Below are 13,274 nucleotides of genomic sequence, written 5' to 3'. Positions count from 1 at the left end.
GATGCACGGATCGGGCCATAGAAAGGGAATCATGACCGAGGAGGTTTTGGTGGGAATCATCAGGCAATTTTTTCAGGAAAATGAAGCCTGGCTATGGCAGCGGATGAAGGAATATGCCGCTGCGGATGACTATTACCGATTCATCGGTGTTTTGTCGCCAGCCTGGCAGACCGCCATTCCGGAGCTCTCGGAGGCGCTGGCTGCTGTGCTGAGCGAACTGATGGTTGCACACCCGTTTCCGGGGGCCGTAGAAGTCGACGGATGGCCGGAGTTTTCCCTGTTCGTCGAAGCTGAAAAAGCAAGACACGGCCAGCATGGCTTGAATTGTCAGGGATCGCTGGAGGTGCTGAAATGCTACCGGCGCAGCTATCTGGCTCTGGTCGACGAAAAGGCCGTTCAGCAATGGCCGGGTTTGTCTTCTGCTCTGGAACGGCTCTTCGACTCGCTGGAACTGGCTTTTTTCCATGCGTTGGGCAATGGCGCCCCGCAGAGCAATGCCCCGTCGCAGTCGGAGGCGTGGGCGCTCTCCGGATTCCTGCCGTCTGTCGTTGAAACTACCTCCGACTTCATTTTCGTCAAGGACCGCAAAGGCCGCTACCTGATGTCCAATCCTGCGGCAAACCGTTTTCTGGGATTGATGCCGGATGAAATCGGCCGAGTCCGCGACAGCGACCTTTTTCCCGACGATGAGTGCGATTTCCTGCATGCCAACGATCTGTACGTGCTGGAAAGCGGCCGTGCCCAGACTTTTGAGGAAAACATCACCACCCGCGACGGGCTGGGGCGAACGCTGCAAATCACCAAATGCCCCGTCCGGGATGAAAACGGCACCGTGAGCGGAATTTTTTGCGTGGCTCGGGAAATCACGATGCGCCGGGCCATGGAAGAGCAGTTGCGCATCGAGGCCAAACAGCTGGAAATTGCGCTCGAAGCCAGCAAGCAGGGCTTGTGGACCCTGGAGGTGCAAAGCGGCAACGGCACCTTCAGTGAAGGCTATTACTCAATCCTTGGCTACTCCTCCGGCGAGTTTCCTTCCGATTTTCCCACGTTCCTGTCTCTTATCCACCCCGATGATCGCGAACGTGTCCAGGCGGATATCCTGCGCGACATCCAGGAAAAGAAAGACCTTTACCGCCATGTCTTCCGGATGCGAGCCAAGGATGGCGGCTGGCGCTGGATCGTATCCTACGGGCGTGCCGTGGCCCGCGATGCCGACGATGCCCCCACCCGGCTGGTGGGCACCCACATGGACATTACCGAGGAACATCTGCGCGAAGCTGCGTTGGCGCATAGCGAGATGCTGTTCCGCTCCTGCTTTGAAAATTCCATGGTCGGCATCGTCATCATGTTGCCGAGCGAACGCTGGGAGCAGGTCAACCCGGCTTTCTGCAACATGCTGGGATACACCAAGGAAGAACTTCTAGAAAAAAACTGGGCAGAAATTACGCTTCCGGAAGATATCAGCCTGAGCAGGGATTCCATCGGGAAGATGCATCGCGGAGAACTAGATTACTGCGAACTGCAAAAACGTTACGTTCGCAAGGATGGTTCGGTCATGACGGCAGAATTGCGCGTGCAGGCCGTGCGCGACGAACAGCACGTCATCGAGTATTTCGTTCTCATCATCGACGATGTCACGCAGGTACGCCAGCGCGAAGCCGAACAGGCTGCGGGCATGGAGGCTCTGCGCAAGCTGAATCGCCAGCTGGAAGAAGCCCAGAACCAGCTTTTGCAGTCAGAAAAAATGGCTTCCATCGGCCAACTCGCTGCCGGCGTGGCCCACGAGATCAACAATCCCATCGGTTTCGTGAATTCCAATCTGGGTACGCTGGATAACTACGTTCACGATCTTCTGAAACTGATCGACGCCTACGAAACTTGTCAATCCTTACCGGCTTCTGAGCATGATTCCCAGTTGCAAAGAATCGAAGCCCTGAAAAAGCAAATAGACCTGCCGTTCCTGCAGCATGACGTGGTGCAGTTGTTGCTGGAATCCCGCGACGGGCTTAACCGCGTCAAGAAGATCGTGCAGGATCTGAAGAGTTTTTCACGTGCCGGGGATGTGGAATGGCAGTGGGCGGACCTGCATCAGGGCCTCGAAAGCACGCTCAACATTGTCTGGAACGAACTCAAGTACAAGTGCCAGCTGGTCAAGGAATATGCAGAGCTTCCTGCCGTCTATTGCATCCCGCCCCAGATCAACCAGGTGTTCATGAACCTCCTGGTCAATGCCGCGCAAGCCATCGAAGATCGGGGCGTGGTCACGATCCGCTCCGGTGTCGAAGGCGAGCATGTCTGGATCGAGATAGCCGATACCGGCAAGGGCATCCCGCCCGACAACCTCAAGCGCATTTTCGAACCCTTCTTCACCACCAAACCGGTGGGGCAGGGCACCGGATTGGGGCTTTCACTTTCCTGGAACATCATCAATAGCCACCATGGGCGGCTGGAAGTACGCAGCGAAGAAGGGGCCGGAACTACCTTCCGCATCACTTTGCCCGTACGGCAGAGCGAGACAATTCAAGAGCAGGACGCTTTATGACAGGTACGCTGTTGCTGGTCGATGACGAGGAGTTTGTCCTGAATGCGCTCGTGCGCCTCTTGCGTACCGAGGGCTACAATTTGCTTACCGCGAACAGCGGCCCCGCAGCCCTGGAGGTGCTCGCGCATAACGAAGTCCACGTCATTCTTTCCGATCAGCGCATGCCGGGCATGAGCGGATCGGAGTTTCTGAGCCAAGTCAGGGGGCTTTACCCTGAAACCGTGCGTCTTGTGCTCAGCGGGTTTGCGGACCTCGCGCTGGTTACCGACGCCATCAACCGCGGCAATGTCTACAAATATCTCTCCAAACCCTGGGACGACGAACTGCTGAAAACCAGTATCCGCGAGGCCTTCGAGCATTACGAACTGGGGCGTCGAGGCATCCAGTTCACCAGCATCTACGAGAATACCCAGGAAGGCATCCTGATCACCGATGGCGAAGGATGCATCCAGGCCGTAAACCCGGCGTTCAGCATGATTACCGGTTACAGACAGGATGAAGTTGTCGGCAAGAAGCCTTCCCATTTCCGCTCAGGACGGCATGGAGAAGAATATTACCGGCAGATGTGGCGAGCACTGCTTGACGAAGGCAAGTGGACCGGGGAAATCTGGAACAGGCGCAAGAATGGCGAAATATATGCGGAGCGACTGAACATCACGGCAGTGAAGGATCCGCAGGGCAAGATCCTGCAGTATGTGGCGCTGTTTGCCGACATCACCGAGCACAAGCGGGCAGAGGAAGCGTTGCACCATCAGGCTTATCACGATGTGCTGACTGGGCTGCCCAACCGTCTGATGTACGCAGAATGTCTGGAATTGGCGCTGTTGCAGGCAGCGCGTCGTCAACTGAAGTGCGCGGTTCTGATGCTGGATCTGGACCGTTTCAAGAACATCAACGATACATTCGGCCATGAGTTTGGCGACAAATTGCTGCTCGGCGTGGCAGGCCGGCTCCAGACCTGCATTCGCCAGGAAGATACCCTGGCCCGGATGGGGGGCGACGAATTCGCCTTCCTGTTGCCGCTGGTTTCCGACATCAGGCATATCGCCAGTGCGACTGACAAGATACTGGCGGCGTTTACCCGACCTGTTTCCGTTGAAGGACATGAATTGTTCATCACGCCCAGCATCGGAGTCAGTCTCTTTCCGAACGATGGCAACGATGTCGAGACTTTGCAGAAACACGCCGAAGTGGCGATGTACCGGGCCAAGGAGAGCGGACGCAACGGTTGCCAGTTTTACACAGCGGACATGAACGAGCAGGCGCAGCAGCGCCTGGAACTGGAAAACGATCTGCGGCGAGCGATAGAGCGCAACGAACTGGAAATGTACTACCAACCCAAGGTGTTGCTGGCGGATGGAAGGATTGTCGGGGCCGAAGCCTTGATTCGCTGGAAACACCCGTCCGGTAAATTCGTTCCCCCCAGCGATTTCATCCCGATGGCCGAAGAAAACGGCCTCATCATCCCCATCGGAGAATGGCTGATCCAAGATGTTTGCGCCCAGATTCGCCGCTGGTGCGACGAAGGGCTGGCCGTACCCTGCGTGGCGATCAATCTCTCGGCGCGCCAGTTCCAGAGCCAGAACCTGCCCGACATGCTGGCGCTGGCCATCAGTGAGGCGGGTATCGAGGCGCAAGCCGTGGAACTCGAACTCACCGAGAGCTTTCTCATGAACGACATGGAGGCCAACATCGAAATGATGGTGCTCCTCAAGCGCATGGGATTTGCGCTGGCCATCGACGATTTTGGCACCGGTTATTCATCGCTCAGCTATCTCAAGCGCTTTCCGGTCGATATCCTGAAAATCGACAACAATTTCGTGCGCGACGTGGCAGCGGATCATGACAGCGCGGAACTGGTGCGCGGTGTGATCGGCATGGCTCACGGCTTGAAGCTGGAAGTGGTCGCGGAAGGCGTGGAAACGCCGGAGCAACTGGCTTTTCTGCGCGAATACCGATGCGACATGATCCAAGGCTACTATTTCAGCCGCCCCCTGCCTGCCGCCGATTTTGCCGCCTTGCTGCGCGAAGGGAAACGCCTGTCCTGAATGACAGGATACAAAAAAATCGCCGCCCCGAAACCGGAGCGGCGATTCGTGTTTTTGCCGCAGCAAACTTCCGTTTACATCGCTGCAACCACGGCATCGCCCATTTCGGAGCAGGAAACCTTCTTCGTGCCTTCTTCGTAGATATCGCCGGTGCGGTAGCCGTCGGCGAGTACCTTCTTCACGGCGTTTTCGATGCGGGTGGCTTCTGCTTCCTTGTTGAAAGTGTAGCGCAGCATCATGGCGGCGGAGAGGATGGTCGCGAGCGGGTTGGCGAGGTTCTTGCCGGCGATGTCCGGCGCGGAACCGTGGATCGGCTCGTACAGGCCCTTGTTGTTCTCGTCGAGCGAGGCCGAGGGCAGCATGCCGATGGAGCCGGTGAGCATCGAGGCTTCGTCGGAAAGGATGTCGCCGAAGATGTTGCCGGTGACCATCACGTCGAACTGCTTGGGGTTACGCACGAGCTGCATCGCAGCGTTATCGACCAGCATGTGCGAAAGCTCAACGTCCGGGTATTCGGCGGAGATTTCGATCATGATGTCGCGCCAGAGCTGGGTGGTTTCCAGCACGTTCATCTTGTCGATGGAGCAGACTTTCTTGTTGCGCTTGCGGGCGGCCTGGAAGGCGACGTGGCCGATGCGGCGGATTTCGTCTTCGTTGTAGATCATGGTGTTGCGGCCGACGCGCTTGCCGTCTTCCACGGTGATGCCGCGCGGTTCGCCGAAGTAGATGTCGCCGGTGAGCTCGCGCACGATCATGATGTCGAGGCCGGACACGACTTCCGGCTTCAGCGTCGAGGCGTTGGCGAGTTCCGGATAGAGCATGGCCGGGCGCAGGTTGGCGAACAGGTTGAGATCCTTGCGGATGCCGAGCAGGCCGCGCTCTGGGCGCTGGTTGCGCGGCAGGTTGTCCCACTTCGGGCCGCCGATGGCGCCGAACAGCACAGCGTCGGCTGCGCGGGCGATCTTTTGCGTGGCTTCAGGGTAGGGAACGCCGGTGGCATCGACGGCGCAACCGCCGAGAAGGGCATGTTCGGTTTCAAACTTCAGACCGTCCTGCTTGAGGATGTCCATGACGCGGAGGGCTTGGGCGATGATTTCCGGACCGATGCCGTCACCGGGGATGACACAGATTTTCATTGTTTGTATTCCTGTAAACAAAAAATTGAACCACAGAGGCACGGAGAGGGGGAGAAAAACGAGAGCCTCCTGAAGCTGTCGTCATACCGGCGCAGGCCGGTATCCAGTGGGTGTTTGGTTCCAAAACCTGGACCACGGCCTGCGCCGGGGTGACGTGTTGACTGCATCATGAAGCCTGAATCGGTTTTCTCCCTGACTCTGTGACTCTGTGGTGAAAGAGTTCCAAATCCAGATGATTCATCAGGATTTCGTACCCTCCCCCTTGCAGGGGGAGGGCTCGGGAGGGGGTAGAAATGATGGAAATCCACGACTCTACCCCCATCCTGACCTTCCCCCTGCAAGGGGGAAGGAAGTAGTTCCGCTCTAATTTGAACTATTCGGTTTAGAACAACCAGGGCTGCTCGGCCTTCCGCTTCTCTTCAAATGCCTTGATCTTCTCCGCGTGACGCAGCGTCAGGCCGATGTCGTCCAAGCCGTTGAGCAGGCAATGCTTGCGGTGCGCGGTGATCTCGAACGGGAAGGCATCGCCGTCCGGTGTGGTCACGGTTTGCGCGGCGAGATCGATGGTCAGGCGGTAGCCTTCCTGTGCGGCGCATTCCTTGAACAGGCTGTCGACGGTTTCTTCCGGCAGTACGATCGGCAGCACGCCGTTCTTGAAGCAGTTGTTGAAGAAAATATCGGCGAACGACGGGGCGATGATGGCGCGGAAACCGTAGTCTTCAATGGCCCACGGCGCGTGTTCGCGGCTGGAGCCGCAGCCGAAGTTGTCACGCGCCAGCAGGATCTGTGCGCCCTGGAAACGCGGCTGGTTCAGCACGAAATCCGGGTTCTTCGGACGCAGGCTGCAATCCATGCCCGGCTCGCCGTGATCGGTGTAGCGCCATTCGTCGAACAGGTTCGGACCGAAACCGGAACGGTTGATCGATTTCAGGAATTGCTTGGGGATGATCGCATCGGTATCGACGTTGGCACGATCCAGCGGGCAAACCAGCCCGTCGAGCAAATCAAACTTTTTCATTTGGTACTCCGTTGGATGGCTTCGCCAGCGCGCTCAATATCCTTGCCTACACCTTGAACGGTATTGCAGGCGCTCAGGGCCAGAACGGTCATTGCCAGCAGCAACAGGGTCTTGATGGTTTTCATGGTGAAGTGCTCCTGAATCAAGTTAGAGAATATCGCGCACGTCAACAAAATGACCGGCTATTGCCGCCGCTGCGGCCATGGCCGGGCTGACCAGGTGCGTGCGGCTGCCCGCGCCTTGCCGGCCTTCGAAGTTGCGGTTCGAGGTGGAAGCGCAACGTTCGCCCGGTGCCAGACGGTCGTTGTTCATCGCCAGGCACATCGAGCAGCCCGGTTCGCGCCATTCGAAACCGGCTTCGATGAAGACCTTGTCCAGACCTTCCTCTTCGGCTTGGCGCTTCACGAGACCGGAGCCCGGAACGATCAATACCTGCTTGACGCTGGCGGCCTTCTTCTTGCCCTTGACGATGCCGGCTGCTTCGCGCAGGTCTTCGATGCGCGAGTTGGTGCAGGAGCCGATGAAAACCTTGTCGATCCGGATGTCGGTGATCGGCATGTCGGCGTTCAGGCCCATGTACTGCAGTGCGCGTTCGATGCTGCCGCGCTTGACCGGATCGGCTTCGTTGGCCGGGTTCGGCACCTTGCCGCCTACGGCCAATACCTGCTCGGGCGAGGTGCCCCAGGTCACTTGCGGGTCGATGGTTTCGGCCTTGATTTCAACGATGGTGTCGAAGGTGGCGTCGGCATCAGAATGCAGCGTTTTCCAGTAGGCAACGGCCTTGTCCCAGTTCTCGCCCTTCGGGGCGTGGGTACGGCCACGCAGGTAATCGATGGTGGTGTCGTCCACGGCAATGATACCGGCGCGCGCACCGCCTTCGATGGCCATGTTGCACAAGGTCATGCGGCCTTCCATGCTCAGGCCGCGAATTGCAGAGCCGGCGAATTCGATGGTGTAGCCGGTGCCGCCCGCGGTGCCGATCTTGCCGATGATGGCCAGCGCCACGTCCTTGGCGCCCACGCCCTTGCCGAGTTGGCCTTCGACCTTGATCAGCATCGACTTGGCTTTCTTGGCGACCAGCGTTTGCGTGGCCAATACGTGTTCGACTTCCGAGGTGCCGATGCCGTGCGCCAGCGCGCCGAACGCGCCGTGCGTGGAGGTGTGGCTGTCGCCGCAGACCACGGTCATGCCGGGCAGGGTGGCGCCGTTTTCCGGGGCGATGACGTGGATGATGCCCTGTTTTTCGTGCTTGAACGGGTAGAAGTCGAGCGCGTCGAAATTCTTGAGGTTGGCGTCCAGCGTATCGACCTGCTGCTTGGCGATCGGGTCCTGGATGTCCTGGTCCCAGTTGTCGGTCGGCGTGTTGTGGTCGGCGGTCGCGATGACCGATTTGCTGCGCCAGGCGGTGCGGCCGGCGAGACGCAGGCCCTCAAAGGCTTGTGGGCTGGTCACTTCATGGACGAGGTGGCGGTCAATGTAGAGCAGGCAGGTGCCGTCTTCGTCCTGATGCACCACATGCGAATTCCAGAGTTTGTCGTACAGGGTTTGAGCCATCTTGCTGAGCCCCAAAGAGTTTAGGTTGGAGAAACAGAATCGACCGCATCAATATAGACCACGATCTTCAGCCGTTATGATGCCGCATGTCGGCTGTCTCTGGAATTGATGGATGGTGAGTTACCCATCGCAAAAATAGATGTCTGGTTTCAGTGTCTGGCCAAGTGTTCGTAGAGCAGTTGCGCAACGGCCGGAAGCTTTTCGCCGCTGCGCCTGCACAGGTAGAGTTGCCGCTTGGCCCAGTCATCGTCCAGCGCGATGGCTTTCAAGCCCAAGGCCGCGACGTGCGACAGCGTGGTGGTGCGCGGCGCGATGCCTACGCCCATGCCTGCGGCGACCATGGCGCAGACCGCATCGAAACTGGTGACGTGGATGCGCATCTGCAATTCCCGCCCCAGCGCGGCCCCGACTTGCAGCAGCCGGGTGTGCAGGGTGCTGTCGGCGTGCAGGCCGACCAGCGGGTAATCCAGCGCTGTCTCGAAACGGGTGTGTTCCAGTGCGGCCAACGGGTGATTTTGCGGGGCGACCAGCACCAGTTCGTCGGTGCGAAACGGCGTGAGTTCCAGCCCTTCCCGGTGCGGCAGGTCGCTGATCACGCCGAAATCAGCCACGCGCTCGATCACGGCCTGGGCGATGCGGATGCTCACATGCTCTTCCAGGTGGACCAAAATCTCCGGGTGTTCGCGCGTAAAGCTTGCGAGCGCCGCAGGCAGGAATTCGACGATGGACGAGATATTGGCGAATACGCGCACCAGGCCGCGCGCGCCCTTGCCGTAACTGCGGATTTCCTGATCCAGTTGCCGCGCCTGCTCCAGAAGCGCGCTGGCGCGTGCCAGCAGCGCATGGCCCGCCGTGGTCAGCGCCACGCCGCGGCTGTGGCGTTCCAGTAAAGGCGTGCCCAGCGCGGATTCCAGATCGGACAGGCGTTTGCTCACGGCAGAGGCGACCGTGTTGCAGCGCTCCGCAGCGCGCGCGATGCTGCCGGTTTCGGCGACCGTGATGAAGATGTCGAGATCGCGCCAGTCAAAGCCGAGTCGCAAGGGCATGGTCGAAGTGTGGGACTCTGTTGGGTCGGCCAATAATAGCAGCCTTTGACCGCTCGCCGTGGCGCAACGATAATTTCCCTCTGCTCAAAAATGGAATGAATCCATGCGGATTATTTTGATTGCGTTGTTGATGCTGGCAAGCCAGCTTGCCCAAGCGGTCTCATGCCGGGAGGTGGCGGAAAAACTGAATGCCGCGCTCAATCCCAGAGTGGATGCAGTCGAGCTGGCCAGCGTGCTTTCCAGCCTTCAGCAAACCGGCCAACTGCCGGATAAGTTCGTGACCAAGCGCCAGGCGCAACAGGCCGGCTGGCAGCCGGGTCGCAATCTCTGGCAGACCTTGCCGGGCAAATCCATCGGTGGCGATTATTTCGGCAACCGCGAAGGCCGTTTGCCCAAATCTCGCTATACCGAGGCTGATCTCGATTACCGCGGCGGCAAACGCGGCGGCAAGCGCATCGTTTTCAGCCGCGAACGCCGTTACGTGACGGTTGACCACTACCAGACCTTTACCGAGGTGCCCCCATGCCGATGATCGAATTCTCTAACCTGCGCTCGCTGGACGATCTCTGGCCGCAACTGGAAGCCCAAGTCGATCTGCCGCTGCATTTCGGCTACAACCTGGATGCCTTGTTCGATGTGTTGAGCACTGACCTGGAAGGGCCGCTGACGCTGGTCTGGCACCAGCATGAGGCTTCGCGAACCGCGATGGGCGAGGATGCCTACATCGCGCTGCTGATGACCTTCGAGGATGCGGCCAATGCCCGGATGGACATGGAGCTACATCTTCAATGAGGGTTTTTACTGATACACTGACGAGCTTGCCAACAGACCCCGCCGTATAGGGCAGGGCCACCTTACCGCCAAGAAGTTGAAAATGACGACCGATTACCTCGAACGCATCCTCAATGCCCAAGTCTACGACGTAGCTGTCGAAACGCCGCTGGAACTGGCCCCCAATCTTTCCCGCCGTTGCAACAACCGCATTCTGCTCAAGCGCGAAGACCTGCAACCGGTGTTTTCCTTCAAGCTGCGCGGTGCGGCCAACAAGATGGCGCACCTGACACCGGAGCAACTGGAACGAGGGGTGATTTGCGCTTCGGCCGGCAACCATGCCCAGGGTGTGGCGCTGGTTGCGCAGAAGATGGGTGTGCGTGCGGTGATCGTGATGCCGGTTTCGACACCGGCGATCAAGGTGGATGCGGTGCGCGCGCGCGGCGGCGAGGTGGTGCTGGCCGGGGAATCGTTTGACGAAGCCTATGCCCATGCTCGCGAACTGGAAGCGCGCGACGGCTTTTCCTTCGTGCACCCCTACGACGATCCGGAAGTGATTGCAGGGCAGGGCACCATCGGCATGGAAATTTTGCGCCAGACTTCCAAACCCATCGATGCGGTGTTCTGCAGCATCGGCGGCGGCGGGCTGATTGCCGGCGTGGCGGCGTACATCAAGCGCCTGCGCCCGAACGTGAAGATCATCGGCGTGGAAACCTTCGATGCCAATGCCATGGATCAATCGCTGGCCAAGCACGAGCGTGTGTATCTGCCGAGTGTGGGGCTGTTTGCCGACGGCACTGCGGTCAAACTGGTGGGCGAGGAAACCTTCCGCCTGGCACAGCAATACGTGGACGAAGTTATCCTCGTCGATACCGATGCAATCTGCGCGGCGATCAAGGATGTGTTTGAAGATACCCGTTCCATTCTGGAGCCTTCCGGGGCCTTGGCGATTGCCGGCGCGAAAGCCTGGCTTGCGCGCGAGGGCGCGGAAAACAAGACCGTGGTGGCCGTGGCGAGCGGCGCCAACATGAATTTCGACCGGTTGCGTTTCGTGGCCGAGCGCGCCGAGGTTGGCGAACAGCGCGAAACCGTGCTGGCCGTGACGATCCCCGAGCGCCCCGGCAGCTTCCGCCAGTTCTGCGATCTGCTCGGTTCGCGCAATGTTACCGAATTCAACTACCGCTTCAGCACCCCGGAAGAGGCGCATGTGTTTGTTGGCGTTGCCACGCACAACCGGGAAGAGCGTCGTCAGCTGGTAGCGCAGTTGCAACAGTCCGGCCTGCCGACGATCGACCTCACCGAAGACGAACTGGCCAAGGATCACTTGCGCTACATGGTGGGCGGGCATGCGCCCCAGGTGTGCGACGAGCTGATCTACCGCTTCATCTTCCCGGAGCGCCCCGGCGCGCTGCTGCGTTTCCTGGATAACCTGCATTCGGACTGGAACATCAGCCTGTTCCATTACCGCAACCACGGCTCGGATGCCGGGCGCGTGCTGGTCGGCATGCAAGTGCCCCAGGCCGAGCGCGGCGAGTTCCAGGCATTCCTGGACCGTATTGGTTACGAGTATGTCGAGGAAACCGGTAACCCGGCGTACCGGTTGTTTCTCGGTAAGTGCTGAATATTATTGATATGGGCACGTGAAATTTGAATTATTGCCGTCATACCGGCGCAGGCCGGTATCCAGCAACAAGCCATTTCAAGCCACTGGACCCCGGCCTGCGCCGGGGTGACGAATTCAAACTCTGGCCCATGCCGCCGCAAAGGCTCGCATGGGCCGGTTCCTGATCAGCCGGCCGTAATGCGCCGGGCTTCCATGTAGTAGCGTTTCTCTTCCGCCTCGCCCATGCTGAACGATTTGCGCGGCAGCGGGCCGTTTTCCTGTACCCAGCCGAACAGGCTTTCACGCGCAATGACCGGCAGGAAGAAACAGCCGGCGCCCTCTGCGGCGAGCTTCTTGTTGTCTTCCCAACCGTGGATGAAATCGATGCGCGCTGCCGGTTCGCTGGCCTTGAAGCGGGCAAAAAGCTCGTCGACGAGTCCGGGCGGCAGTTTTTTTACTTCCGGTTTGTAGCTGATGGCCCAGAATTGCTGTCCGTCGTAATAGCCGGCCTTGTTCTGCCCGGCAGGGCTGGCGAGCAGGGTTTGCAGATCAGCTTCCGTGATCGGCTCGATGCCGGCAATTTCTTCGCTGGCCTTGAGCGCCGCGGTCAGACCGGCGATGTCGCGGGTAAACACCACCCGGTGGATCGGCTCGAACATCAGGCCGGGGCTGTGGATGTTGACGATTTCTGCGAGCGCGTAACGGGCGGGGTGGGCGAGGATTTCTTCTTGCGATTTGCCTGCCGCGGCGAGCTCCTGCTTGGTTTCTTCCCAGCGCGCCTTGGCCGTGGCAAGGCTGTGGTTGCCGTCTCCCATGGCGAAGAAGAGCGGGGTGTCGCTGTTCTGGTCGGCGATGGTCTTGTCGAGGAGTTTTTCCAGCCCGGAAACGATGCTTTCCACTTGTGCCGGCTGGTTGATGCGCCACCCTTGCAGCCGTCCGCCGTGCTGCATCAGCTCCACGTCGTAGGCCGGTTCGAACTGCGTGGCCTGCAGTGCCAGCCCTTCGATCAAGGTGCGGGCGGAGTCCTGGATCAGGATCATGATGTGCGGCAATTCCAGCGGTGCTGCGCGGCGTACGGCCAGACGCGGCGGAATGCGGTCGACGATCGTGCCTTCCGTGGCGCGGATCAGGCTTTTCGAATCGCGCGCGTAGTTGTAGCGTTCCAGGTCCATCGCGAACAGGATGCCTTCGCGCGTTCCGGAATGCGCGGTGGTGCGCTTCACGTAAATCAGCGATTCGCCCTTATTCTCCAGAATGTTGCCGGCAAGGTAATCCGCCATCGTGGCGTGGATTTTGCCGATACGTGCTTCGATACCGGGTTGTTCCAGATAGATTTCAGGCAGCGTGATGCGCAGCGTGGAGGGCTTGTCTCCGACGAGGGCATCAACTTCGTTCCAGTAGGCGTGATCCGAGGTGTACTGGTCACAGGCTACGACCGACCAGGTTGCGAGTTCGACTCCGGCCTTGGGCAGCAGGACTTCGGGAATGCGGATGCCAAGGCGTTCCAGACGCCCGGCGAACTGTTCGTTGAGACTGGTCATGGAAACACTCCGGAA

The 13,274-nt window shown here is 59.4% G+C and carries 11 protein-coding genes; 5 read left to right on the top strand and 6 right to left on the bottom strand.

Translation table 11 applies throughout. The features are described from left to right. The first annotated feature begins 31 nt into the window (after positions 1-31). A complete protein-coding gene (locus BMZ36_RS06470; protein WP_177187805.1) occupies positions 32-2,542 on the top strand; it encodes a PAS domain S-box protein in 2,511 nt (836 codons plus the stop codon). Beyond that, positions 2,539-4,590, top strand: coding sequence for a putative bifunctional diguanylate cyclase/phosphodiesterase (locus BMZ36_RS06465; protein WP_091193021.1), 2,052 nt, complete (start codon positions 2,539-2,541; stop codon positions 4,588-4,590). Before BMZ36_RS06470 ends, BMZ36_RS06465 begins: the two co-directional genes overlap by 4 nt. A gap of 74 nt (positions 4,591-4,664) precedes the next feature. On the opposite strand, the gene leuB is transcribed toward BMZ36_RS06465, so the two are convergent. The 5 genes from leuB to BMZ36_RS06440 all read right to left on the bottom strand — a co-directional run bounded on the left by leuB (position 4,665) and on the right by BMZ36_RS06440 (position 9,344). Beyond that, positions 4,665-5,726, bottom strand: a complete 1,062-nt coding sequence (leuB, locus tag BMZ36_RS06460) for a 3-isopropylmalate dehydrogenase (protein ID WP_091193018.1) — start codon at positions 5,724-5,726, stop codon at positions 4,665-4,667. Between the two features lie 382 nt (positions 5,727-6,108). Further along, entirely contained in the window at positions 6,109-6,744 is a 636-nt protein-coding gene (leuD, locus tag BMZ36_RS06455; protein WP_091193014.1) for a 3-isopropylmalate dehydratase small subunit, read from the bottom strand. Continuing rightward, the gene (locus BMZ36_RS06450; RefSeq protein WP_091193091.1) at positions 6,741-6,869 is read right to left on the bottom strand and encodes an entericidin A/B family lipoprotein; all 129 of its coding nucleotides are present in this window, start codon (positions 6,867-6,869) and stop codon (positions 6,741-6,743) included. Before BMZ36_RS06450 ends, leuD begins: the two co-directional genes overlap by 4 nt. Before the next feature lie 22 nt (positions 6,870-6,891). Next, on the bottom strand, positions 6,892-8,298 hold the full coding sequence (gene leuC / locus BMZ36_RS06445) for a 3-isopropylmalate dehydratase large subunit (RefSeq protein WP_091193088.1): 1,407 nt from the start codon (positions 8,296-8,298) through the stop codon (positions 6,892-6,894). A 149-nt stretch (positions 8,299-8,447) separates the two neighbouring features. Next, positions 8,448-9,344 carry a LysR family transcriptional regulator gene (locus BMZ36_RS06440; RefSeq protein ID WP_091193009.1) on the bottom strand — a complete coding sequence of 299 codons (897 nt, stop codon included), beginning with the start codon at positions 9,342-9,344 and terminating at the stop codon, positions 8,448-8,450. Between the two features lie 103 nt (positions 9,345-9,447). Here BMZ36_RS06440 and BMZ36_RS06435 point away from each other — a divergent pair, with 103 nt between their 5' ends. Genes BMZ36_RS06435 through ilvA form a run of 3 tightly spaced genes read left to right on the top strand, consistent with a single transcriptional unit; the run spans position 9,448 to position 11,736 of the window. Continuing rightward, positions 9,448-9,876: a ribonuclease domain-containing protein gene (locus BMZ36_RS06435; RefSeq protein WP_091193005.1), complete on the top strand. Its 429-nt coding sequence runs from the start codon at positions 9,448-9,450 to the stop codon at positions 9,874-9,876. Continuing rightward, complete coding sequence (locus BMZ36_RS06430) at positions 9,867-10,136, top strand: barstar family protein (protein WP_091193000.1); 270 nt, start codon at positions 9,867-9,869, stop codon at positions 10,134-10,136. The genes BMZ36_RS06435 and BMZ36_RS06430 overlap by 10 nt, the downstream gene beginning before the upstream one ends. Positions 10,137-10,182: 46 nt before the next feature. Further along, positions 10,183-11,736, top strand: a complete 1,554-nt coding sequence (gene ilvA, locus BMZ36_RS06425; RefSeq protein WP_281242203.1) for a threonine ammonia-lyase, biosynthetic — start codon at positions 10,183-10,185, stop codon at positions 11,734-11,736. A 167-nt stretch (positions 11,737-11,903) separates the two neighbouring features. Here the strand turns inward: ilvA and BMZ36_RS06420 are convergent, their stop codons facing one another. Then, the gene (locus BMZ36_RS06420) at positions 11,904-13,259 is read right to left on the bottom strand and encodes a DUF1015 domain-containing protein (RefSeq protein WP_091192994.1); all 1,356 of its coding nucleotides are present in this window, start codon (positions 13,257-13,259) and stop codon (positions 11,904-11,906) included. Between the last annotated feature and the right edge of the window lie 15 nt (positions 13,260-13,274).

The sequence above is a fragment of the Formivibrio citricus genome (assembly GCF_900115065.1).
Classification (GTDB): Bacteria; Pseudomonadota; Gammaproteobacteria; order Burkholderiales; family Chitinibacteraceae; genus Formivibrio; species Formivibrio citricus.
This window is presented reverse-complemented; position numbering and strand designations above follow the sequence as displayed.